The 21,581-nt window shown below is 72.0% G+C and carries 22 protein-coding genes; 11 read left to right on the forward strand and 11 right to left on the reverse strand.

Going from position 1 to position 21,581, the window contains the following annotated elements; translation table 11 throughout:
- From BX286_RS34155 to BX286_RS34185, 7 genes are all read right to left on the reverse strand, one after another.
- On the reverse strand, nucleotides 1-399 hold a 399-nt coding region (locus BX286_RS34155), incomplete at its 3' end, for a MarR family winged helix-turn-helix transcriptional regulator (protein ID WP_121017918.1).
- 138 nt (nucleotides 400-537) lie between these two features.
- A complete protein-coding gene (tpg, locus tag BX286_RS34160) occupies nucleotides 538-1,092 on the reverse strand; it encodes a telomere-protecting terminal protein Tpg (protein WP_100865017.1) in 555 nt (184 codons plus the stop codon).
- Between the two features lie 3 nt (nucleotides 1,093-1,095).
- Entirely contained in the window at nucleotides 1,096-3,336 is a 2,241-nt protein-coding gene (gene tap / locus BX286_RS34165) for a telomere-associated protein Tap (RefSeq protein WP_121017819.1), read from the reverse strand.
- A 114-nt stretch (nucleotides 3,337-3,450) separates the two neighbouring features.
- Complete coding sequence (locus BX286_RS34170) at nucleotides 3,451-4,377, reverse strand: ParB/RepB/Spo0J family partition protein (protein ID WP_100865016.1); 927 nt, start codon at nucleotides 4,375-4,377, stop codon at nucleotides 3,451-3,453.
- Nucleotides 4,374-5,636 (reverse strand): ParA family protein, encoded by a 1,263-nt coding sequence (locus tag BX286_RS34175; RefSeq protein ID WP_121017820.1) that lies wholly within the window; start codon nucleotides 5,634-5,636, stop codon nucleotides 4,374-4,376. The genes BX286_RS34170 and BX286_RS34175 overlap by 4 nt, the downstream gene beginning before the upstream one ends.
- 135 nt (nucleotides 5,637-5,771) lie before the next feature.
- Nucleotides 5,772-6,443 (reverse strand): ScbR family autoregulator-binding transcription factor, encoded by a 672-nt coding sequence (locus BX286_RS34180; protein WP_237293446.1) that lies wholly within the window; start codon nucleotides 6,441-6,443, stop codon nucleotides 5,772-5,774.
- 217 nt (nucleotides 6,444-6,660) lie between these two features.
- The gene (locus BX286_RS34185) at nucleotides 6,661-7,395 is read right to left on the reverse strand and encodes an SDR family oxidoreductase (RefSeq protein ID WP_269467137.1); all 735 of its coding nucleotides are present in this window, start codon (nucleotides 7,393-7,395) and stop codon (nucleotides 6,661-6,663) included.
- A gap of 213 nt (nucleotides 7,396-7,608) precedes the next feature.
- Between BX286_RS34185 and BX286_RS34190 the strand changes: the two genes are divergently transcribed.
- The 7 genes from BX286_RS34190 (at nucleotide 7,609) to BX286_RS34220 (ending at nucleotide 13,997) form a co-directional block, all read left to right on the forward strand.
- A complete protein-coding gene (locus BX286_RS34190) occupies nucleotides 7,609-8,574 on the forward strand; it encodes an NAD(P)-dependent oxidoreductase (RefSeq protein WP_079432380.1) in 966 nt (321 codons plus the stop codon).
- A gap of 89 nt (nucleotides 8,575-8,663) precedes the next feature.
- Nucleotides 8,664-9,401 (forward strand): TetR/AcrR family transcriptional regulator, encoded by a 738-nt coding sequence (locus tag BX286_RS34195; protein ID WP_261993667.1) that lies wholly within the window; start codon nucleotides 8,664-8,666, stop codon nucleotides 9,399-9,401.
- Nucleotides 9,402-9,830: 429 nt separating this feature from the next.
- Nucleotides 9,831-10,466 carry a ScbR family autoregulator-binding transcription factor gene (locus tag BX286_RS34200; protein ID WP_187344320.1) on the forward strand — a complete coding sequence of 212 codons (636 nt, stop codon included), beginning with the start codon at nucleotides 9,831-9,833 and terminating at the stop codon, nucleotides 10,464-10,466.
- Between the two features lie 239 nt (nucleotides 10,467-10,705).
- On the forward strand, nucleotides 10,706-11,554 hold the full coding sequence (locus tag BX286_RS34205) for an AfsR/SARP family transcriptional regulator (protein WP_079432378.1): 849 nt from the start codon (nucleotides 10,706-10,708) through the stop codon (nucleotides 11,552-11,554).
- Nucleotides 11,555-11,638: 84 nt separating this feature from the next.
- Nucleotides 11,639-12,367, forward strand: a complete 729-nt coding sequence (locus tag BX286_RS36860; RefSeq protein WP_079432377.1) for a ScbR family autoregulator-binding transcription factor — start codon at nucleotides 11,639-11,641, stop codon at nucleotides 12,365-12,367.
- 164 nt (nucleotides 12,368-12,531) lie between these two features.
- Nucleotides 12,532-13,353 carry an AfsR/SARP family transcriptional regulator gene (locus tag BX286_RS34215; RefSeq protein WP_079432376.1) on the forward strand — a complete coding sequence of 274 codons (822 nt, stop codon included), beginning with the start codon at nucleotides 12,532-12,534 and terminating at the stop codon, nucleotides 13,351-13,353.
- A 137-nt stretch (nucleotides 13,354-13,490) separates the two neighbouring features.
- Nucleotides 13,491-13,997, forward strand: a complete 507-nt coding sequence (locus tag BX286_RS34220; RefSeq protein ID WP_121017822.1) for a DinB family protein — start codon at nucleotides 13,491-13,493, stop codon at nucleotides 13,995-13,997.
- 4 nt (nucleotides 13,998-14,001) lie between these two features.
- Here BX286_RS34220 and BX286_RS34225 read toward each other — a convergent pair whose 3' ends face one another.
- Nucleotides 14,002-14,550 (reverse strand): flavoprotein, encoded by a 549-nt coding sequence (locus tag BX286_RS34225; RefSeq protein ID WP_079432419.1) that lies wholly within the window; start codon nucleotides 14,548-14,550, stop codon nucleotides 14,002-14,004.
- Nucleotides 14,551-14,754: 204 nt separating this feature from the next.
- On the opposite strand from BX286_RS34225, the gene BX286_RS34230 reads away from it, so the two are divergent.
- The 3 genes from BX286_RS34230 (at nucleotide 14,755) to BX286_RS34240 (ending at nucleotide 16,888) form a co-directional block, all read left to right on the forward strand.
- The gene (locus tag BX286_RS34230) at nucleotides 14,755-14,964 is read left to right on the forward strand and encodes a DUF4287 domain-containing protein (protein WP_121017823.1); all 210 of its coding nucleotides are present in this window, start codon (nucleotides 14,755-14,757) and stop codon (nucleotides 14,962-14,964) included.
- Between the two features lie 73 nt (nucleotides 14,965-15,037).
- Nucleotides 15,038-15,865 (forward strand): NAD(P)H-binding protein, encoded by an 828-nt coding sequence (locus tag BX286_RS34235; RefSeq protein ID WP_121017824.1) that lies wholly within the window; start codon nucleotides 15,038-15,040, stop codon nucleotides 15,863-15,865.
- 27 nt (nucleotides 15,866-15,892) lie between these two features.
- A complete protein-coding gene (locus BX286_RS34240) occupies nucleotides 15,893-16,888 on the forward strand; it encodes an AraC family transcriptional regulator (protein WP_121017825.1) in 996 nt (331 codons plus the stop codon).
- On the opposite strand, the gene BX286_RS34245 is transcribed toward BX286_RS34240, so the two are convergent.
- The 3 genes from BX286_RS34245 to BX286_RS34255 all read right to left on the reverse strand — a co-directional run bounded on the left by BX286_RS34245 (nucleotide 16,885) and on the right by BX286_RS34255 (nucleotide 19,542).
- Nucleotides 16,885-17,388, reverse strand: coding sequence for a GNAT family N-acetyltransferase (locus tag BX286_RS34245; protein WP_185117376.1), 504 nt, complete (start codon nucleotides 17,386-17,388; stop codon nucleotides 16,885-16,887). The genes BX286_RS34240 and BX286_RS34245 overlap by 4 nt on opposite strands.
- 296 nt (nucleotides 17,389-17,684) lie before the next feature.
- The gene (locus BX286_RS34250) at nucleotides 17,685-18,359 is read right to left on the reverse strand and encodes a ScbR family autoregulator-binding transcription factor (protein ID WP_079432371.1); all 675 of its coding nucleotides are present in this window, start codon (nucleotides 18,357-18,359) and stop codon (nucleotides 17,685-17,687) included.
- A gap of 187 nt (nucleotides 18,360-18,546) precedes the next feature.
- Nucleotides 18,547-19,542, reverse strand: coding sequence for a ScbA/BarX family gamma-butyrolactone biosynthesis protein (locus BX286_RS34255; RefSeq protein ID WP_315974788.1), 996 nt, complete (start codon nucleotides 19,540-19,542; stop codon nucleotides 18,547-18,549).
- A gap of 1,150 nt (nucleotides 19,543-20,692) precedes the next feature.
- On the opposite strand from BX286_RS34255, the gene BX286_RS34260 reads away from it, so the two are divergent.
- On the forward strand, nucleotides 20,693-21,514 hold the full coding sequence (locus tag BX286_RS34260; protein ID WP_079432370.1) for an AfsR/SARP family transcriptional regulator: 822 nt from the start codon (nucleotides 20,693-20,695) through the stop codon (nucleotides 21,512-21,514).
- Nucleotides 21,515-21,581: the final 67 nt, after the last annotated feature.

Raw genomic sequence — 21,581 nt, forward strand, 5'->3', positions numbered from 1 at the left:
GCTGTCCTGGCCGCCGAACGGCTCGAGGAGCTGGTCCAGCAGGTGTTGGACCGTGGTGATCGCGCGGCCTGTGAGCTCGTGGCCCCGTTCGGTGAGCGACAGCTGCATGGCGCGCGGGTCGTCCGGGTCGCGGGTGCGGGTGACGAGGCCGGAGGACTCCAGGGCGCGGGCGAGCTTGGAGACGTACAGCGGTTCGAGGCCGGTGTGGTCGGCGAGCCGGCGCTGGCTGGGGCGGAGGCCGGTGCGGGCCATGCCGTAGAGGGAGGCCAGGAGGGCGTACTGGGCGTGCGTCATGCCCAGGGGGGCGACGGCCCGGTCGACTGCCACCCGCCACTTCGTCGACAGGCGCCAGACCAGGAAGCCGGCTGTGGCGTCTTCGGATGATGATGCTGCGCTCATGGGGATAGTGTGCATGGCTATTATGTACATGGCTAGTGTTTGGTGAGAGGAGGGGATGGGGGGACGACGTCGGGGGTTTTCCTTTCGATTCGTCGTTCCGGCTCGGGTATCTCGGGCCCTACGCCGGTGGGGGAGGGCTTAGAAGGCGAAGTCCACGTAGTCGATGTCGGTGAACTCGACCAGGAGGCTGGAGGCGCGGGCGCCGTTGTCCTTGAAGTAGATCTCCTGGAGGGCTTCGGCCGTGATGTGGCGCAGTTGGGCTTCGGTGGCGCCGGTGTCCTGGGCCGCGAAGAGGCGTTGGGCGTATTCCGGGGGGAGGTGCTGGGTGATGCGGCGCATGCGGCCGTCGTCGGTGGTGCCCGGGGCGGCGGTGAAGCCGAAGCGGGCGCGGGTCTCGATGACCAGGCCCGTGGTGCGGGCGGCCTTTTCGCGGGCGCGCTTGCGGACCAGGGGCTGCCAGCGGCGGCGTACCTCGGTTTCCATGCGGGCGGCGAGGGCCGGCTTGGGCTGCTTGATCTCGTTCTTCACGTAGCGCTCGACCGTGCGTTGGGAGATGCCGAGGAGGGTGGCGACGTTCTTCGTTGATTTGAGCTGCTTGACGAGGTAGCGCATCTGGGCGCCCGCGGACTTGGGGATGGGGCGGGTGAAGTGTTGTTCGTCGGCCTTGGTGAGGCTGTCGGAGATGTCGGACATTGCTTACTCGCCGTCTGCTGATGCGTCGTGGCCCTTGATGTGGCGGGCGGGGTTGAGGTGTTCGTCGAGGAGCTGGACGGCCCACAGGAGGGGCTGGGTGCCCTCGTGCTTGACCATGCCGGGGCTGACGCCGAGGCGGAAGCCGCCGGGCAGCGGCTTGCCCTCCGGGGTGCGGGGGAGGAAGTCCAGGGGGCTGGGGCCGTCGGAGAGGTAGACCGCGCAGTCGGAGAGGACCGCGATGGGGTAGAGGCCGGCGGCCGTGGCGAGCTTCTGCATCTTGCGGTGCATGTTGACGCGGGCCGTGGAGATGACGGCGGCGCGGATGTCGGGGCGCCAGGTGGGGCGTTCGAGGGCGGGCCAGGGCTCGCCCGGGCGGTAGCCGGCGCCCTGGGGGCGTTCGCGGAGTTTGCCGATGCCGCCCTTGACGGTGGACTTGATCGCGGAGAGGACGGCGGCGGGGAGGGGGGCGTGCTGTTTGTGGGTCTCCATGGCGGTGAGGAAGTCGGGTTCCGTGAGGGTGGTCGTGACGCCCATGTCCGCCATCGTGGCCAGGTAGGCGTCGCGGAGGCGGCTGTACCAGGCGTCGAGGTAGGCGCCGTGCTCCGGGCGGACCCAGGCCTCGGTGGGGTGGACGTCGTGGCCGAGCTCCTGGGCGTAGGCCAGGGTCGGGGTCGCGTACCAGGCCGGGCCGGCGGGGGGCCTGCCGTGCGGGGTGAAGGGGCTGGGGAGGCGGGGGTCGAGGGAGAGGGAGGAGAGGTCCGCGAGCCAGCAGCCGGGGAGCTTCGGGTCGAAGCGGGGGGCGGTGGTGTGGACGGCGGGGCCGGTGCCGACGGTGAGGCGGTTCGCGGCGGCGGCGAAGGCCATGTTCACGTCGATGCCCACGGCGTGGGTGCGGGCGCACTCGGCGTCGGTGAGGAGTTCCGGGTCGCGGATCCAGTCGTACGCCTCCTCGTCCAGGACCTGGTCCGGGGTGCGCTGGTGGGAGCGGGGGTAGAGGGAGGCGACCACCGGGTGCTCGTCGGGTGCCTCCGGCGGGGCCGGGTCGACGGGGCGGGTGAGGGAGCCGGGAACGGGGGCGGACTCCCAGGCGTTGGTCGCCGGGTTGCGGGCCGCGCGGGTGGGCGGGCGGAGGGCCGTCATCAGCTCCAGGCCCGTCACGGCGGTGGAGCCGCGGGGGGTGAGGACGCGGGCGGCGTAGGTGGTGAGGAGCTCGGCGAGTTCGGGGGCGGGGAGCTCGGAGGTGTCCTCGCCCCAGGCGCGGGGGTCCAGGGCGCCCCAGGGGAGCACCGCGAGCTGGACGCACTGGCGGCCGGTGGTGGGGGAGGCCGGGCGGTAGATGCGGGCCCAGGGGCCGAAGCCACGCCGGGTGAGCTGCCACTTGGCCTTGGTGAGCTGCTTGATGACGGGGTGGTTGTCCGGGAGGCGGAGGGCGCGGCGGTCCTCGAGGGTGAGGGGGAGGCCGAGGCGTTCGGCGGCGGGGGCGGTGAGGACGAGGAGGGGGTCGCCGTCCCTGCCGTTGCGGTGGAGGCGGGGGGCGCGCAGGTCGGCGTCGGGGCTGAGGGCCCAGGTGATGAGGGAGGGGAGGTCGGTGGTGGGGTGGGTGAGGAGGACCCCGCCTGCGGCGTGGGCGTGGCCGGTGCCGTCCAGGACGGCCAGGGGGCCGTTGCCCTGGAGGGGAGGGAGGGGGGTGGGGGGGGAGGGGTGGGTGGTTGGGGTGGCGTTAACGCCGTTAATGGTGGGTGGGTGGGTGGGTGGCGTGGTCTTGGGCTGGGGGGGCGTTGCTCGGGGGGTGGAGGGGGAGGGGGTGTTAACGGCGTTAACGGTTGCCGGGGGAGTGGGGGGAGTGGGGGGCTCGGCGTTAACGGCGTTAACGGCGTTAACGGGGGAGGGGGGGACGGGGGGCTCCGCGTTAACGGCGTTAACGGGGGCCGGGGGCTCGGTGGGGGGCTGGGTGTTAACGGCGTTAACGGTGGGGGTGGCCGGGTGGAGGGAGGCGAGGCCTTCCAGGAGGCGGGCGTAGGCCGCGCGCTTGGGGGGACGGGGGGCCGTGCGGCCGGTCTCCCAGGAGGTGACGGTTTCGCGGCGGACGGAGAGGGCCTTGGCGATCTGGTCCTGGCTGAGGCCGGCCGCCTCGCGCAGGCGCTTGCGCTCGTCGGGGGCGGGGAGGCCGTCCTTGGCCGCGGCTTCCTCCAGCAGGGCGTCGACCGCTGCGAAGAGGGTGGTCTGTTCGTTCGTCTCGCTCATTGCTACCTCCAGGGGCACCCTATGTGAACCGCACGGTTGAACGCACATGAAACGCACGTGGGGGCGTTAACGGCGTTAATGCCGTCAGCGCCCCCGGCGTGCGTGCGGTGCGGCTCAGATGCGCTGCATCAGGAGCTCCGTGACGGCCTTGAGGTCGTCCGGGGTCAGGTGGGCGGTCAGGGCGTCCGCGATGGTCTCCGGGGACTGGGCGGAGATCGTGATGCGGGGGGCGGGGCTGGGGGAGGGGGCGGGCTGGGAGGGCGGGGCGGGGGTGGGGGCGTTAACGGCGTTAACGGTCGGGGGGGCCGGGCGGGTGCGTTGGCGCGGGGGGTTGACGGCGTTGATGCTCTCCGTGGCGGCCGCCGCCTGTTCCTCCTGGGGGAGGCGGCCGATGCGGCGGGCCGGTTCCACCTTCAGCTCGCCCGTCTCGACCTTGTCCTGGAGCTCGGGCGTCAGGTTGAGGAGGGTCAGGCGCTGGGAGACCCAGGCGGGGGTCTTGCCGATCCGCTTGGCCACCTGGGCCTGGGAGCCGTGGACGTCGACGAGCTCCTGGAGGGCGCGTGCCTGGTCCATGGGGGCGACGTCGACCCGGTGGACGTTGGCGATGAGCGCCGATTCGAGGATGTCGGCGGCCGAGGCGGACAGGGCGTCGTTGACGTGGATGTGCATCGTCTTGAGCCCGGCCAGCTGGGCGGCCGCGAGGCGGCGGTTGCCGTCGATGACCACGTACGGGGCGCGGCCGAGGCCGTCGGTGGCGCCCGGGTGGGCCTCCATGAAGGCCATGCGGGTGGCGACCGCCAGGGGCTGGAGCTGGCCCCGTACGGCGAGGGACTGGGCCAGCTCGTCGAGGTCGGTGAGGTCCTCGCGGAGGTTGAACGGGTTGTGGGCCAGGGCCTCGATGGGTACCTCGGAGGGCGGGACCACACCGGAGGTGGGGGCGCCCGTGGCTTCGGCGATGGCGGCGCGGCGGGAGCTGACGCTGACGGGCTGGGCCCGTGCGAAGGACGCCGAGACGCCGAGCTTGTCGGCCTTGCTGCTCATGAGATCTCCCGGGCGAGGGCGCGCAGGGCGACGGCCTGGTCGCCGTTGGGGGCGTAGACGAAGAGGGGCTGCTTCAGGCGGACGGACTCGCGCTGTTCCTTGAGGTCGGGGACGATCGCCACGACCCGGGGGTCCTTTATGTCCATCCAGGCCTGGAGGGAGCTGGTGGCGATGTAGCCGCGGCGGCCGTCGTAGAGGTTCACGACGAGGCCGAGGTAGTCGATGTCCAGGCTGAGGTCGTCGCGCAGGTCGTTGATCTGGGAGGTGAGGAGGTCGTAGGCGTCGGCCGAGGAGTCCTCCGCCTGGACGACGATCAGCGCGCCGGAGGCGCCCGGCTGTTCGGCGTCGCGGCGGCGGCCGTAGTAGATCGCCGCGTCCATGCTCAGGCCGAGGCTGGGCGGGCAGTCGATGAGGATGACGTCGTAGTCGGACTCGACGGGGGCGAGGGCCCGTTCGAGGGCGGCCTCGCGGGCGCGGACCGTGGAGAGGCGGACGTCGAGGAGGAAGGCGTCGGTGCAGGCGGGCAGCAGGTGGAGGCGGTCGCCGAAGCGGTCGTGCTCGATGGGGGCGATCAGGTCCTGGAGGGGCCCCTTGGCCTCGCCCGCCATGTGGCAGGTGAGGCTGTCGCCGCCGATGGGGAGCGGCTGCTGGCCGAGCTGCTTGGTGAGGTGGCCCTGGGGGTCGAAGTCGACGAGCAGGACGCGCATGCCCAGGCCCGGGAGGTCTTCGAGGTCCAGGGGGGTCGTGGTGGTGGGGTTCGCGCCGTCCGCTTCGCCGGGGTCGGCGAGCTTCGCCAGTTGGCGGGCGATGCGGACGGGGTGCAGGGTCGCGGGGTCCTCGGCGAGGGCCTCGGCGGTGCCTGCGGTGATGGCGGTCTTACCGACGCCGCCCTTCTGGTTGCACACCACGATGCGGCGGACGACCGAGGGGCGCTGGACGGTGGGGGCCGGGTTCATCTCCAGCCAGAGGCGCACCGCTTGGGCCAGGCCCTGGATGAGGGAGACGCCCCGGTCCTTGGAGCCGGTGCGGAAGGACTCCCACTGGCCGGCGGGGAGCCACGTCGAGAACGACTCGGCGCCGGAGGTGTCGACGGGGGAGGGGGCGGAGGCGAGGGCGCTCCAGTGGGCGATGCCCTGGTGGACGGCGTCCTGGATGTCGACCCGCAGCTGGGCGGTGCGGATCTTCAACTCCTGGCGGAGCCACGGGGGGAGCTTGGAGACGACCTTCTCTCGGTCGTTCGGGGACGAGGGCGAAGTCATGAGAGGGACTTTACTAACGTTCTTGGGTCTGTGTGGGCGCCACGCTTGGGTTTTGCTAACGAAATGGGTGGGGAGGGGGGCCGGGCATGCGAAAGGGCGGCCCCGCGGGTGTGCGGGGCCGCCCTGGAGGGGGTGTCAGGGGACGGGGAGGGGTGGGGCGGTGGGCAGGTCGAACTGCCTGCGGCACTCGGGGGAGCCCGCCGGGTCGAAGAGGGCGAGGCGGTCGGCGGGCACGATCCCGGGGAGGAGGTGGGTCCAGAGGTCGAGGATCCGGGCGTGCAGGTCCTCGCGGCCGGTGCGGACGTACGAGGTGACCTGGACGCCGGTGAACGAGCCGACGAGGAAGGTCGAGAGGTCGTGCACGTCGACCGAGGGCAGCAGGTCGCCGCGCTCCTGGGCCGGCGTCAGGCAGCTGCGGCAGGTCTCGATCCAGGAGTTGTACGGGGACGGGTCCGGGTCCGTGAACGAGCCGAACTCGATGACCAGGCGGATGCCGGCGCGGATGCGGACGTTGGTGCGCAGCCCGAACGCCATCTGGTGGGTGAGGTCGATGACGGTCTGGAGGCCGGGGTCGTCGATGGCCTCGGGGACGCCTGCGGAGACCTGGAACTGCTCGTCCACCAGGGTGCGGGCGAGGGCCTGCTTGGACGGGAAGTGGAAGTAGAGGGCGCCCTTGGTGACTCCGGCGTGTTTGACCACGTCGCTGAGGCTGGTGCCGCCGAAGCCGGCGTGGTCGAAGGCGATGGCCGCGCCGTCGAGGATCGCCTGTCGGGTGATCTCGGCCCGTTCCTGCCTGACCCTCGCCACGTGTGTCTCCTGATGTCGGTTTCGTCCGGTGGTATTGAAGATCAATCTAAGGGGAGGGAGGGAAAGAAAACCAGTCGACCAGTACTTTTAAGGCGTTTAGTAGGTATGGATTCAGGGGTTGTTGGGGTGGTTTGCGGTGTTGTTTTTCGTCAGGTGGGTGGAGTGGGGCATTAACGCCGTTAACGGGGCCGGGTGTTAACGGCGTTAACGGAACCGGCTACAGGTGCATGCCGCCCGAGGCGTCGAGGAGCTGGCCGGTGACCCACAGGGCGTCGGGTGAGGCGAGGAAGGCCACGGCTCCGGCGATGTCGGAGGGTCTTCCGATGCGGTCGAAGACGGACAGGCCGGCCAGCCGCGCCACCCCCTCGGGCGTGGTGCGGAGTTTCGCGTTCATGTCGGTCGCGGTGAACCCGGGCGCCACCGCGTTCACGGTGATGCCCCGGGAGCCGAGCTCCTTGGCGAGGGCGAGGGTGAGGGTGTTGAGTGCGCCCTTGCTCATGGAGTACACGACGGACTCCGGGTAGGACATGCGGGTGATGGCCGAGGAGATGTTGATGACCCGGCCGCCTTCCGGCATGCGGGTCAGTCCCTCCCGGGTAAGCAGGAGCAGGGCCTTCACGTTGACGGAGAAGATCCTGTCGTACAGCTCCGCCGTTACCTCGTGGATCCGCGCCGAGCCGCTGACGGCGGCGTTGTTGACGAGGACGTCGAGCCGGGGTTCGATGCCCCGCCGGACAAGGGCGGAGTCGAACGCGGCGTAGAGGGTCTCCGTATCGCCGGCCACGCCCAGTTCGGTGCGCACGGGGAAGGCTTCGCCTCCAGCTGTCCGGATCGAGGACACGACCGCGTCGGCTGCCTCGGCGTTGCGCGCGTAGTGGACCGCCACCAGGGCGCCGTCGGCCGCCAGCCGCTCGGCTATCGCGCGGCCGATGCCGCGGCTCGCACCGGTCACCAGGGCCGTCTTCCCGGACAGGGGTCCCCGGACGGCGCCCGTGCGGGACCGTCCTGGGAGTTCGTCGTCTGCCGGATGCGGCTGCGTGGGAGCGACGGGCGGCGGCAGGGGCGACGGGATCAAGATGAGTGCCGTTCTGTGGGGCGGGTCGGGACGACCACACATAGCATTTCGGCCGATCGGTATTTTCCCTGGGGGAGGGGCAGTTATCTGATGGCCGAGCCGCAGCAGCTGGTGATCACCGGCGCCACCGGTTTCATAGGTTCGGCGGTACTCGCCGAACTCGCGCGCATCCGGGACGGAGCGGGGCCGGGGGGCCCGCGCCTGGTCCTGCGGGCCGTGGGCCGCGGGGCTCCGTCGGCCGACGGCCTGGCCGACGAGTGGCGGCGGGCCGATCTGGCCGACCCCGGATCGCTGAGCGGGAGCTGTGAGGGGGCGGACGTCCTGGTCCACCTGGCCTCGCGGATCGGCTCCGAGGAAAGCGAGTGTGCGGCCGTCAACATCGCGGGAACCGCGGCGCTGATGGCCGAGGCAGCGGCGGCCGGGGTCCGGCGGATCGTCCACCTGTCCACTGCTGCCGTCTACGGCCGGGGCCCCCACCGGGGGATCGGCGTCAACGCCGTCCTGCCCGCGCCCCAGTCCCCGGCGAGCCGGACCCGGCTCGCCGGGGAAGGGCCTGCGCTCGCCGCCGGGGCAGTGGTGCTCCGGCCCGGTCTGGTGATCGGAGCCGGGGACCGGTGGCTCGTGCCCGCCCTGGACCAGCTGCTCGAAGCCACCGGGGCGCTGTGGGACGGGGGACGGGCCCTGCTGTCGGTGGTGGCGGTCGGCGATCTCGCCCGGCTCGTCGCCCTTCTCGCGCTCGGAGCCGGCCCGGCCGGCGGGACGGTCTGGCACGCCAGCCATCCCGTGCCGGTACGGGCTGCCGACCTGATCGGGGCCCTCACCGAACGGGGTGTGCTGCGGCCCGTGGACGGACACCTTTCCGAGGCCGAGTGCCTGGAGCGCATGGCCGCCTCGGGCTGCCGGGTGGGCCCCAGCCAGTTCAAGCTCGTCGCGCAGGACCACTGGTACGACAGCGCGCCGGTCTGGGACGCCGTCGGCTGCCCGCCCGGGCCCGGCCCGCTGACGTGCCTGGACGAGGCCGCCCCCTGGTACAGGGAGTTCCTGGCCCGGGTGTGAGCCGGGCCGCGTGGGGCCGGGCCGATGGGTGCCGACACGTGTTGTGTACGGTGGACGCGGTTTTGGTGTCCGGGGTGAGGGAGTGTGTGGTGGCGGACGGGCAGTGGGGGGCGGCGGTGCGGTTGCTGTGGGGGCCGCCGGTGACGCCGGCGCGGGGGCCCCGGCGGGGGCTGACGCTGGAGCAGATCGCGGTGGCGGGGGTGGGGATCGCCGATGCGGACGGGCTCGGCGGGGTGTCCATGCAGGGGGTGGCAGCCGAGTTGGGGGTCACCAAGATGGCCCTCTACCGGTACGTGCCCGGCAAGGCGGAGCTCGTCGCGCTGATGGTGGAGGCGGCCCTGCCGGAGCCGGGCGCGGGGCTGGACCCCGCGTTGGCGGTGGCGGGGGACGGCTGGCGGGAGCGGATCGGGGTGTGGGCGCGGGAACTGCTGGCCGGGTACCGGGCGCATCCGTGGGTGCTGGACGCCACCGTGGGGGCGCGGGCGCTCGGGCCGCGGGAGGTCGGCTGGCTGGAGCGGGCGCTGGCCGCGCTGGAGGGGCTGGGGCTGAGCGGGGCTGAGGCCATGGACGTGGTGGTGCTGGTGACCGGGCACGTACGGGGGATCGTGGAGCAGGAGCGGGCCTCGGGTGGCGCGGGCGGGGTGGACGCCGAGTTGGGGGCCGTGCTCGGGCAGGTGGTGCGGGAGCGCGGGGAGGAGTACCCGGCGCTGGCGGCGGCCTTGGGGTCCCTCGCCGTGCACGGGGGGCAGGAGCAGGGGCTGGAGTTCGGGCTGGAGCGGATCCTCGACGGGGTCGGGTTGCTCGTGGAGCGGCGGGCGGGGCGCTGAACCGGGACGCCGGTTCCGGGGGTTCTTGCTGCGTGCCCTTGCTCGTGGCCGGGAGGATGCGTGGTGGGCAGGCGCCGCCCGCCCGGTTGACGTCGGGGGCGGGTGCTGCGGGTCGTACGCGGATCGGGGGGAGAGGGCCGCGCCGTGGGTGGCCGGGGGCGTTAACGGCGTTAACGGCGTTAACGCCGAGGAGCCGTGGTGCCTGCGCGGGAGCTGTGGGCGGTGTCGGGGGTTGGTGGGCTTGAGGGGTGAACGTGGCGGTCTGAGGGGGTTGGAGGAAAGGGCCGGTTTCCTCGGCGTGGACGGGGGCGGTGCTCCGGTGGGAGTCCGGTCCGGCTCCGGCGGGGGAACCGACTGTGACGCAGGATGTCTTGTACCCCATTTCTGCGGGGCGGACCGCTGATGCGGCGGATGTGTGGAGAGCCCCCCATGGTCAAGCAGGAACGTGCGGCGCGCACGCGGGAGTCGCTGGTGCACGCCGCCGCGGAGGTGTTCGCCGAGGAGGGGTTCGCCGCCGCGTCGATCGCCCAGATCAGCCGGCGGGCCGGAGTCACCTCAGGTGCCCTGCACTTCCACTTCGACGGCAAGACCTCCCTCGCCCTGGCCGTGGAAGAGCGGGCCGCGCGGGCGATGAGGGAGGCCGCCGCGGTGCTGGAGGAACGCGACCGGGCCGGCGGGCCGCTGCGGGTGCTGGTCGGATCCACCTACACGATGCTGTCGCTGCTGACCGAGGACGTGGCCGTGAGGGCGGCGTTCGCGCTGTGCGCGGACACCGCGCACAGCGGCCGGGTGGACCTGCGCCGGCAGTGGCGGTCGTGGGTCGAGGGGGTGCTGGCCGACGCCGAGCGGGCGCGACTGCTGGCCGAGGGGGTGGCCCTGCAGGACGCGGTGGACCTGGTGGTGGCGTTGACGGTGGGGCTCGACGGGCTGGGAGGGTTCGAGCCGGACCGTGGCGCACGGCAGCTTCTGAACCGGATCTGGACCGTGGTCCTGCCGGGGATCGCGGGCGGCGAGGTGGCGGCTGCGGTCCTCGTCGAGGCGTTGGCGGAAGACGAAACAGACTGACTGGTTTGCTTTTTGAGCCCCTGGGGGTGTTATATGGCTGCTGTTGCGAGGCGGCTGAAGAGCGCCGCACTGGCATGAGTGGGCGCGTGAACCCATAAAAGGCCAGGTCAGGCGTACTTCTGAGCGGCGTTGCGCATCTCGCCGAGGCGGAAACTGGCTGCCCGGTTTCGTATTGACAAACCGTCCGGCCTGTTTTCTACTGACTCTTGCGACTCATCCAAAGGACAGGGGAGTACGACGTGGACATCGATGTACTGGGCGCACTCGCCGTGCGGGAGAACGGGATCTCCATCACGCCCACCGCCCCCAAGCCCCGGCAGGTCCTGGCACTCCTGGCCCTCCACGCCGACCAGGTCGTACCGGTGTCGGCGCTGATAGAGGAGCTGTGGGGGACGATGCCCCCGCGCAGCGCCCGCACCACGCTGCAGACGTACGTGCTCCAGCTGCGCGCCCTGATCGCCACCGCCCTGGAGGGCACCGACGGGGAGCGCACCGCCAAGGACGTGCTCGTCACGCTGCCCGGCGGCTACCTGCTCAACAGCGACGGCGGGACCAGTGACGTGCGGGAGTTCGACCGGCTGGCCGGACTGGGCTACCGGGCGATCGACGCCGGCGACTTCCCGGTCGCCGCCCAGCGGTTGCGCGAGGCGCTGGCCCTGTGGTCCGGGCCCGCCTTCGCCGACGTACAGGGCGGAGTGCAGCTGGACATGGAGACGCGGCGGCTGGAGGAGACCCGGCTGTGCGCGCTCGACCAGCGCATCGAGGCCGACCTGAAGCTGGGCCGCCACCGGGAACTCCTCGCGGAGCTGACGGTGCTGGTGAGCCGGTACCGCACCCACGAGAACCTGCACGGGCAGTTCATGCTCGCCCTGCACCGTTCGGGCCGCCGGGGCGAGGCGCTGGACGTGTACCAGCGGCTGCGCGCCACGCTCGTCCGGGACCTGGGGCTGGAGCCGTCGACCACGCTGCGCCGGCTGCAGCGGTCGATCCTGATGGCGGGTCCGGAGGCGGGTGCGGGCAAGCCGGCGCCGGTGGCCGCCGCGGTCGCCGGAACGGGTGTGCGGGCCGACCGCCTCGTACGGGCCTGACCCGCGCGGGCGGTGCCGGCCCGGGCGGGTCGGCGGGGCCGGGGGACGGCCAGGGACGCAGCGGGGGCGGAAGGAGACGGAGCGGTGCAGGAAAGGTCGGAGCGGACGCGCAGGCGGTTGGTCTTCGCCGGGGCCGAGTTGTTCCACCGCAACGGATACGCCAACGCGACGCTCGGTGAGATCGCGGGTGCGGCCGGGGTGACGAAAGGGGCGCTGTACTTCCACTTCGCCTCGAAGGACGAGCTCGCGGACGCCGTCCAGCGGCGCGGCTGCGGTCTGCTGCACGAGGCGGTGCGCGGGCTGCGGGAGGGCGGAGCCTCGCCCTTGCAGGCACTGATCGACACCACGCACTGGCTGGCGCGGACGCTGCACGAGGATCCCGCGATCCCGGCGAGCTTCCGCATCACCAAGGAGTGCGCCGGTCAGCAGCCGCCCGCGGTGGACTTCCACGGGGCGTGGCTGGCGGTGGTGTACGAACTGCTGCGGATGGCGCGGGACGTGGGCGAGCTGCCGCTGGACCCGCCGGACGCGGGGCTGGACGGCGGGGACCCCGCCGGTGACGGGGCTCCGGCCGCCGACCGGTGGGAGAGCGCCGAGGCGCTGGTGTCCGCCGCCGTCTGCGGGATCGAGGTACTGGCCGGGACCGGGCTGTCCTACGCGGAACTCCAGCGGAAGGTGGCGGCCCTGTGGGGGCTGCTGCTGCCGAGCCTCGTCGGCGCGGAGCGGGCGCGGGAGTACCGGACGCGGGCGGGACGTGACACGCGCGTGGCGGACGGGGAACGGAGCTACGAGTTCCTCGGGAGCGGGGTCTAGCACCCCGTGCCCCGGTGTGGCCGGGGCGGAACGAACCTGCCGGGGCCGGGCCGTGGAGGAACCGGTCCGGCCCCGGCGCAAGAGGTCCTGCCGGCGCCGTGCGCAAGCCGGTCCGGCGGGGCGTGGAGGAGCGGGACGAAGCGACGGACTGAGGAGGGGAGACCATGAAGATTCAGGTTCTGGGTCCGCTGAGTGCGGAGGTCGACGGGGACTCGATCGTGCCGACGGCGTCCAAGCCGCGTCAGATCCTGGCCCTCCTCGCGCTGCACCCGGGGCAGGTGATGCCGGTGCCCACCCTCATGGAGGAGATCTGGGGGCACGAGCTGCCCAACAGCGCGCTGACCACGCTGCAGACGTACATCCTCCAGCTGCGCCGGCGGCTCGGCACCGCCATGGGGCCCGGCCGTCCGGGCGCCGCGAAGGAGGTCCTCACGACGCGGCACGGCGGGTACCTGCTCCAGGTGCCGCCCGGCGCCGTGGACGTCAACGTGTACGAGGGGCTCGTCGCCCGGGGACAGGCCGCCTTCGACGGCGGTGACGACGAGGGCGCGGCCGCGCTGCTGCGGGATGCGCTCGCGCTGTGGCAGGGGCCCGCGCTGGTCGACGTAAGGGTGGGGCCGGTCCTGGAGATCGAGGTGATGCGGCTGGAGGAGAGCCGGCTCGGCACCGTCGAGCGCCGGATCGACGCCGACCTGCGGCTCGGGCGGCACACCGAACTCCTCGCCGAGCTCACCGAACTGGGCGCCCGGCATGCGCAGCACGAGGGGCTGCACTCGCAGCTGATGGTCGCGCTGTACCGGTCCGGGCGGCAGGCGAGCGCGCTGGACGTGTACCGGAGGCTGCGCGGGCGGCTGATCGCGGAGCTGGGGGTCGAGCCGTCGCCGCAGCTCCAGCGGCTGCACCAGGCGATACTGCGGGTGGACCCCGCGTTGGACGTGGTGGCGGGGCCCAAGCGGGGGTCGACCTTCGACCTCTACGCGGCGTAGCCCTGCGGGATCCGTTCGCTATGCCCTTCGGGAACGTGTCACGTCCGGGTGCCGGTGGGCGTGGCGCGGGCGGGGGGCGGTGTCCGGTATGTGGAAACGGATCGGTGGGGTGGGCGTGGCGGTGTGATCATCGGCCGATGAGCGATGAGCAGCGGACCCCGCCCGAGCTGACGGGTGACGAACGGGCCACCCTGACCAGCGTCCTGCAGTGGCAGCGGGACACCCTGCGGATGAAGTGCGCGGGCCTGACGGACGAACAGCTGCGGCGCAAGGCCGTCCCGCCGTCCGGGCTGAGCCTGCTCGGGCTGGTGCGCCACCTCGCGGAGGTGGAGCGCGGCTGGTTCCGCAACGTGCTGGCCGGAGAGGACGTACGCGGCTACTTCCCGCAGAACGAGGCCGGGGAGTGGACGGAGTTCCACGTCGAGGACGCGGACCCGGCCGAGGCGTTCCGGATCTGGGAGGACACCTGTGAGCGCTCGCGGAAGATCGTGGCGGCCGCCGAATCCCTCGACGTGCGGGGGCACTTCGGCGACCAGCCGTACTCGCTGCACTACATCCTGGCCCACATGATCGAGGAGTACGCCCGGCACAACGGGCACGCGGACCTGCTGCGCGAGGCGATCGACGGGGCCACGGGGGAGTAGCGGCTCAGGAGGCCCGCTCGGCGGCGGCGCGGTCCACGGCGTCCAGGGCGGTCTGCCACGGGAAGTGCGCCGGGGCGTCCTGGCCGGCCGGGCCGGGGACGAAGCCGCCCTCGCCGAACAGCAGCTCGGCGCCCGCGCCGCGCAGGACGGCGAGGGACTGCTCGAACTGGGGGTGCGCGGCGAGCGCCGCGTTGGTGCAGGGCATGGCGACCACCGGGACGCCCTTGCCGAGCGCTTCGGCGGCGACCCCGACGGTGAACCGGTCGGTGAGGCCCAGCGCCCAGGCGTTGACGGTGTTGAAGGTGGCGGGGGCGAACAGCACGGCGTCCGCGGGCGGCCACACGTCCGGTTCCCCGGGGAGCTTGTACTGCCAGCGGACCGGGTTGCCGGTCAGGGCGGCGAGGCCGTCGAGGCTTCCGGCCACCCACTGCGCCGCCGTCGGGGTCAGGCCGACGCAGACGTCCCAGCCGCGCGACTGGGCATCCTCGATCACGTGGGCCACGTCGAAGACGGGCGGGGCGGCGGAGCAGAACAGGTAGAGAGTCCTCGTCATGTGGATCATGGGATCACATGCCCGGAGCCGGAGTGTCCTGAGGGTCCGACAGATCCGCAAAAGCCCGGTGGTTCTGGTGGTGGTGCTGGTGGCGGGGGCGGCCGGAAGATCTTTCGGGATCCGCGATGAGTTCCGGTGCGGGCCCCGGTCTACCTCTGTGGGGACGGGAGGCGTTCCCGCGGAACACCTACGAGGAGTCATGACATGAGCGAGCCGGTGAAGGGCCCCGCGAGCTACTTCCCCTCCATCGAGAAGAAGTACGGCCGTCCTGTAGCGGAGTGGACGGAGCTGATCCGGAGCTCTCCCCTGACCAAGCACATGGAGCTGGTCTCCTGGCTCAAGAGCGAGCACGGGTTCGGGCATGGCCACGCCAACGCCCTCGTCGCGCACACCCTCGCCGAGAAGCGGGGGTGAGCTGGACGCACGCGTATGCGAGCGAGCGTCTGGGCCATGTCGCGTCTCGTTGCGGGGGGATTGACTGGTCCCCATGACGACGAACACGAACGGGATGAGGAAGACCCTGGTCATCGGGGGTCACGGAAAGACCGGACGGCGCGTGGCGGAGCGGCTGCTGCTCCAGGGGCGGGAGGTGCGGATCGGGTCGCGGACGGGCGAGCCGGCCTTCGACTGGCACGCTCCGGCCACCTGGGGCCCGGCGCTGCGCGACGTGGACCGGGTCTACGTCACCTACCAGCCCGACCTCGCCTTCCCCGGGGCCGCCGACCAGGTCGGCGCCTTCGCGGAGGCGGCCGTCGCGGCCGGGGCGCGCCGGCTGGTGCTGCTGTCCGGGCGGGGCGAGGAGGCGGCCCGGCTCGCCGAGGACCGGCTGAAGGACTCCGGGGCCGACTGGACCGTCGTGCGGGCCAGCTGGTTCAACCAGAACTTCGACGAGAGCTTCTTCCTGGAGTCCGTGCGCGCCGGGCAGATCGCCCTTCCGGTGGCGGACGCGGTCGAACCCTTCGTGGACGCCGGTGACATCGCCGACGTGGTGGTGGCCGCGCTCGCCGACGACCGGCACGCGGGGCGGACCTACGAGCTGTCCGGGCCGCGGCTGCTCGGTTTCGGGGAGGTGGCGGGCGAGCTGTCGAAGGCGACCGGGCGCGAGATCGCGTACGTACCGGTCACCGACGGGGAGTTCCGGGCGGCGCTGCGGGAGGAAGGGCTGCCGGAGGAGTTCGCCGAGCTGTTCGCCCTGATCCTGGACGGGCGCAACGCGCACCTGGTCCACGGGGTGGAGGAGGTGCTCGGGCGTCCGCCCAGGGACTTCGCGGATTACGCGCGGGAGGTGGCGGCGACCGGCGTCTGGGACGTCTGAGGGACCGCGGGGACGAGGATGGGGCCCATGGACACGTTGACCGGGCTGCTCGACGGGCCCAAGGCCCGCGGCGCCGTGCTGCTGAAGTCCGTCTTCGATCCGCCCTGGGCCGTGCGGATCGAGGACCGGGCGCCGCTGTCGGTGATCGCGATGGTGCGCGGTCCGGCCTGGCTGCTGCCCGACGACGGGGAGCCGGCGCTGATCGGCCCGGGTGACGTGGCGGTCGTCCGGGGGCCCGGGGTGTACACCCTCGCGGACTCGCCGGACACGCCGGTGGAGATCACGGTCGGCCCCGACCAGCGGTGCAATTCGCCGGCGGGGGAGTACCTGGGCGAGCGGCTGGCGCTCGGGGTGCGGACCTGGGGCCGGCCGGGGCCGGGGGCCGGGGCGGCGGTGATGCTGAGCGGGACGTACCAGGCGCCGGGCGAGATAGGACGGCGGCTGCTGGGCGCCCTGCCCGCGGTGCTGGTCCGCCCGGCGGGGGCCGCCGACGCCACCCTGATCAGGCTGCTCGCCGCGGAGGTGGCACGGGACGAGCCGGGGCAGGAGATCGTGCTGGACCGGCTCCTCGACCTGCTGCTGATCGGAGTGCTGCGGGCCTGGCTCGCCGCGCCCGGGGCGGGGGCCCCGGGCTGGTGCCGGGCGCAGGAGGATCCGGTGGTCGGGGCGGCGCTGCGGCTGCTGCACGGGGACCCCGCACACGGGTGGACCGTGGCCGAGCTGGCGCGGCGGGCGGGGGTGTCGCGGGCCGCGCTGGCCCGGCGCTTCACGGAGCTCGTCGGGGAGCCGCCCGTCGCCTATCTGACGGGCTGGCGCCTCGCCCTGGCCGCCGACCTGCTGCGCGAGCCGGACGCCACGGTGGCGTCGGTGGCCCGGCGGGTGGGGTACGGCAGCGCGTTCGCGCTGTCGGCGGCCTTCAAGCGGGTCCGCGGGGTGAGCCCGCGGGAGTTCCGGGCGGGGGCGGCCTTGGCGGGGGACCCGGCGGGGGCGGGGGGCGCGGCCGGGACGGTGGTGCTCTGCTAGGCGGGCTCGGGGGCGGGGCCGGGGTTGGGGGCGAGGTCGAGGACGCCCACCGGTTCGCCGTCGTTGACCTCGCCGGTGCGGCGGAAGCCGAGGCCGAGGTAGAAGGGCTCCGGGTTGTTCTCGGCCGGCTTCCAGGTGACGTACACCTGCTTCCCGCCGCGGCGGCGGATCTCCTCCGTGACCGCTTCGACGGCGAAGCGGCCGTAGCCCCTTCCCTGCCGGTCGGCCGCTATGTTCAGGCGCCACAGGCCGGAGCGGACGTCCTCCGGATCCTTCGCGGGGTCCCACCGGTAGTCCATGAAGGCCATGACGAACCCGACCACCTCGTCCCCGTCGACCACGGCGCGCGGCCAGGCGGTCTCGCCGTGGACGTAGGCCTCGGCGAGGGACTTCACGACGGGGGAGACGAGGTGCTCCTGATCGGGGTGGACCCGTACGGCGCAGACCGCGGCGAAGTTGTCCGGGGTGACCGGGACCAGGCGGAGTGAAGAGCTGATCATGCGCGCAGCTTAGTGGGGGCGGAGGGCTTGAAAAGAACGGGATGCGCGGTATATTTTCTGCAGCAGACACCAGGGGGACACGTGTTGCAGGCACAAAGAGTGAGGGCCCACGGGGCGGCACCCCAGGGGCCGCGCGAGGGGCCGTTTCCGGTTCTCCGCGGCGCTCCGGGACCCGGCCGCCGAGGGACGCGGGAGCAGCCCGGCGCGCTCCGCGCGGGAGTGCGCCAGCCGGTGGTGCGCGGTGGGAAACGGAGCCGCCCCGGGGGTGGTGCGGAGCGGCCGGGCGAGGGGACCGCTCAGGGAGCGGTGGTGTCCTCGTCGGCCAGCTCCCGGGCCAGCTGCCGGGCCTCGTTGTAGACCTCTTCCGCACGGCTCTCGCCGAGGTGCAGGGAGGCGAGGACCGACGGCTGGGCGATGCTCGGCATGAGGTGGCGCAGCAGTGCATTGACCCGCCGGCCGAGATCCTGATGGTCGGTGAGGGCCTGGGACATCGACTGGACGCCGCCGTAGGCGCCCGTGATGACGTCGGCGGTCTCGGCCGGCACCACGTGGGGGAGCAGCTCCCCCTGGGCCTGGGCCTTCTCCAGGAGGTCTGTGAACTTGTCGACCCAGTTGCGGAACGGGCTGCTGCGGTCGAGTCCCACCGCGTTCACGTCGAGGCTCAGCCTGACGCCCGCACGGACCATGGGATTGGTCCGCAGGCGGTGCGTGTGCAGCATGACGGCATCCACCACCTCCTGGAGCTTGGCGGGGCGCTCCGGCAGCAGGAGGTCCTCGTTCTGCGCGGTGAGGACCCCCTGGGCCAGATCCTCCTTCGACTGGAAGTGGAAGTACAAGGCACCCTTGGTCACCCCGGCGGCCGTGAGGATCTCCGAAATGGTGGCCGCCTGGTAGCCCCGTTCGTCGAACACCTTGGCCGCCGCGCTCAGGATCGCTTGGCGCGTGCGGATGGCTCGGACCTGTTCAGCCACGTTGGCTCCTTCCCTCGCAGATGCCCGGAGCGTCGGAAGCGCTGCTGCAAACCGTCCGTCCCGTTCGTATCTTACAGCGGGTGATGCCAACGCCAATGAGCGGCCGCGCCGTGGAGCGAAAAATGACCGAGGTTGGTCAGGTCTCCGGGGTGGCCGAGATGCGGGGAGGGGCTGAGGGAGGTACGGGTCAGCAGCCGTAGGAGGGCGCCGTGACGATGCCGCTGAACGTGAGCTCCCCGTTCTGGTGGCCGGTCACGCGAACGACTTCCTCCGCGCCGGGTACGTCCTGGTACAGGCGCTCGGACTCGATGATGCAGGGTGCGTCCAGCTCCACGTACCGCTTGAACTCGCCGGCGACGGTGAGCGGCATGAAGGAGGGGCGTCCCAGGGTGGATGCGGCGGCCTGCCGGGCCGCCTCCATGAGGACCATGCCGGGCACGTGGTCGACCCAGTGGTCGAAGAGGACCGGGTGGTGGGTGTCGACCCGCAGCTGCCAGCGGTTCTCCTGGCCGCGGGGGGAGAGGACCACGTCGGTGGGGGACAGCCGGGCCACGCTCTGCGGAGCGGCCGGCGCCGTAAGCGGCAGCGGGCGGTGCTCGGGCGTCAGGACGTGCTCGGGCCGGATCCGCTGGTACACGGCCGGGCTGGCGCAGGTGATGGAGGCGCGGCCCGTCGCGACGACGTGTCCGTCACGGCGCACGACCGCTTCGTAGTCGAGCCCGGACAGCCGGCCGGCCCGCCGCTTGATCTCCACGCAGGTGATGTCGAGCTCGACGATGGCCGGTGCGAGGCCGACCCGCAGGCGCTGCGGTCTTACGACGTTGACGCTGAGGTCCCACAGGACGAACTGGTAACCGAACGGAACGGCGAATTCCGCATGCCCCAGGAGGTAGGCGATCTGACGAATCGTTTCGGCGCAAATGAGGGGATCGTAGTAACCCCCTGCCACGGGGGTGAAGAACGCGTGCGAGCGGGGCCATTGGGCGGTTACGGAGAAGTGGGCGTCGTCCTGTCGCCGCCAGTCGGTGAGCAGGACCTGCTCCTCGGAGGTGCGGTGCACCAGTTCCTTCGGAACGGTGGTGAGGGACGGGAAGCGGGATTCATGTCGTTCTTCCGGGGCCGTGGCCGGCTCCGCCCGGTCGTAGACCGCTGTGCGCCCAACGTGAAACGTGCTCGCGCTCATTGTTCCCCCTAGACAGCGCTGACCAGTAACAGGTGTGACTGCTCAAAAAATATATACCAACCGGTTTTTTCTCCAGGGGTAGCTGGAAGCAGGTCCGGGAAATATATGGAAGAGCAGATTCCGGCCAACTGCTCAGCGCGTGTTTGCCCAGGTCTCCGCCGGTCGGCCGGCGGAGAATCTTCGCCACACGCAGAGAATGATCTCAAGCGCGTCAAGAGCAATCCTTTAGCCGGAAGGCGGTTGCCGGGGGGCCGGGCGGGGCGGACGGGCAGTGGTTGCGCGGCGGCGGCTTCCCTTTGCGCTACGGGGGCCGGGGTGGCGACCCCCGGGGGGAGAAGAGCGCGGTGGGACAGCACGAGGGGGCTGGTGGCTGCCGAACGCGGCCGATATCTGCCAGTTCATGCGCTTTGGCCGGTCCCGTGGGGTACCCGCTCGTGCCCGGGGGAGAAATGGGGAGAGGGGCTCTGGCTGCGTCTGGGAGTCGCCGGGATGATTCGCCAACGTGAAGCTCCCGGGAGGTGGCGGTGCCCCGGAGAGGGTTCGTCCGACATGTGGACATACGGGAATCGGCCAAAAGGTGCCCTCTGGGCCACCTCGTGGGGGTGGGCGGGCCGCCCGGCAAGAGGGGTCGACAGCAGGCCGTCCGGAGCCCGGATGTCGCGAGGGGTTCCCGGTGCGGGGGAGGCCCTCGCCCCCCTGGCATCGAGTCACGCTCCAGCGGCGCTCGGCCACCGCTCTGCCGTCCGCCTATCGATGGACCACGTGAGCAAACCGGGAGAGCGGTTTGTCTAGTCCTGCTAATTCCGTACTGCCGGGCCTGGGGGGCCTTGGATGGGGCCCGCCCGGCGGAGCGCGAGAGGCCCGGTGGGGCGGGAATCAGCCAACTAGTTGGTCAATTTTCGGCCGTTTCCCCTCATTTGGAGGAAGGATCTACAGGGGCTGTCTGGCCCCTGAGGGCGGCCCTGAGGCCTTCTGGAGCATCGTCAGACCATTGAACGTGCAGTTCAGAGGCTGTTTTAAGGGGTTGATAGAGCGTCCGCAAGCAAAAAACGGAACAGCCGGTTTGGTATTGACAAACCGGCTCAGCTGTTTTTTGCTCGTTCCAGCGAACTTCGAGGGTTCATCCAAGGACGAAGCAGGGGAGTACGGCGTGGACATCGATGTACTGGGCGCACTGACCGTGCGGGAGAACGGGGTCTCGATCACTCCCACCGCCGCCAAGCCCCGCCAGGTGCTGGCGCTGCTCGCGCTCCACGCGGACCAGGTGGTGCCGGTGGCCGCGCTCATCGAGGAGCTGTGGGGCAACGAGCCGCCGCGCAGCGCCCGGACCACGCTCCAGACGTACGTGCTCCAGCTGCGCGGCCTCATCGGCACCGCGCTCGAGGGCACCGACGGGTCGCGCACCGCTAAGGACGTGCTCGTGACGCTGCCGGGCGGTTACATGCTCAACAGCGGCGGCGGCACCAGCGACGTCCGCGAATTCGACCGGCTGGCCGGAATGGGCTACCGGGCCATGGACGCGGGGGACTTCCCCACGGCGGCGCGGCTGCTGCGCGAGGCCCTCGCCCTGTGGTCGGGCTCGGCCTTCGCCGACGTCGACGGCGGCGTGCAGCTGGACATGGAGACGCGGCGGCTGGAAGAGACCCGGCTGTGCGCGCTCGACCAGCGCATCGAGGCCGACCTCCGGCTCGGCCGGCACCGCGAGCTGCTCGCGGAGCTGACCGTGCTGGCGAGCCGCTACCGCATCCACGAGAACCTGCACGGGCAGTTCATGCTCGCCCTGCACCGCTCGGGCCGGCGCGGCGAGGCGCTCAGCGTCTACCAGCGGCTGCGCGCCACCCTGGTCCGCGAGCTCGGCATCGAGCCGTCCGCCGCCCTGCGCAGCCTGCAGCGCTCGATCCTGATGAGCAGCCCCGAGAGCCCGGCGGAATCCCCCGAGACCGCGCGCAAGCGGCTCGCCCGCGTCGGCTGATCCCGAAGGAGCGCAAAACCGGCAGCTGATATGAGAAATCTTTGTCAGGTCTTTTGCAGAAGCTACC

The sequence above is a fragment of the Streptomyces sp. 3211.6 genome, from assembly GCF_003634815.1.
GTDB lineage: Bacteria > Actinomycetota > Actinomycetes > Streptomycetales > Streptomycetaceae > Streptomyces > Streptomyces katrae_A.

Excerpts from the sequence above, each read along its gene's own strand:
- BX286_RS34175 (WP_121017820.1), bottom strand. The coding sequence starts at position 5,636 with ATGACTTCGCCCTCGTCCCCGAACGACCGAGAGAAGGTCGTCTCCAAG.
- BX286_RS34215 (WP_079432376.1), top strand. The coding sequence starts at position 12,532 with ATGAAGATTCAGGTTCTGGGTCCGCTGAGTGCGGAGGTCGACGGGGAC.
- BX286_RS34220 (WP_121017822.1), top strand. The coding sequence starts at position 13,491 with ATGAGCGATGAGCAGCGGACCCCGCCCGAGCTGACGGGTGACGAACGG.
- BX286_RS34170 (WP_100865016.1), bottom strand. The coding sequence starts at position 4,377 with ATGAGCAGCAAGGCCGACAAGCTCGGCGTCTCGGCGTCCTTCGCACGG.
- tpg (WP_100865017.1), bottom strand. The coding sequence starts at position 1,092 with ATGTCCGACATCTCCGACAGCCTCACCAAGGCCGACGAACAACACTTC.
- BX286_RS34235 (WP_121017824.1), top strand. The coding sequence starts at position 15,038 with ATGACGACGAACACGAACGGGATGAGGAAGACCCTGGTCATCGGGGGT.
- BX286_RS34240 (WP_121017825.1), top strand. The coding sequence starts at position 15,893 with ATGGACACGTTGACCGGGCTGCTCGACGGGCCCAAGGCCCGCGGCGCC.
- tap (WP_121017819.1), bottom strand. The coding sequence starts at position 3,336 with ATGAGCGAGACGAACGAACAGACCACCCTCTTCGCAGCGGTCGACGCC.
- BX286_RS34245 (WP_185117376.1), bottom strand. The coding sequence starts at position 17,388 with ATGATCAGCTCTTCACTCCGCCTGGTCCCGGTCACCCCGGACAACTTC.
- BX286_RS34200 (WP_187344320.1), top strand. The coding sequence starts at position 9,831 with ATGGTCAAGCAGGAACGTGCGGCGCGCACGCGGGAGTCGCTGGTGCAC.
- BX286_RS34190 (WP_079432380.1), top strand. The coding sequence starts at position 7,609 with ATGGCCGAGCCGCAGCAGCTGGTGATCACCGGCGCCACCGGTTTCATA.
- BX286_RS34230 (WP_121017823.1), top strand. The coding sequence starts at position 14,755 with ATGAGCGAGCCGGTGAAGGGCCCCGCGAGCTACTTCCCCTCCATCGAG.
- BX286_RS34225 (WP_079432419.1), bottom strand. The coding sequence starts at position 14,550 with ATGACGAGGACTCTCTACCTGTTCTGCTCCGCCGCCCCGCCCGTCTTC.
- BX286_RS34255 (WP_315974788.1), bottom strand. The coding sequence starts at position 19,542 with ATGAGCGCGAGCACGTTTCACGTTGGGCGCACAGCGGTCTACGACCGG.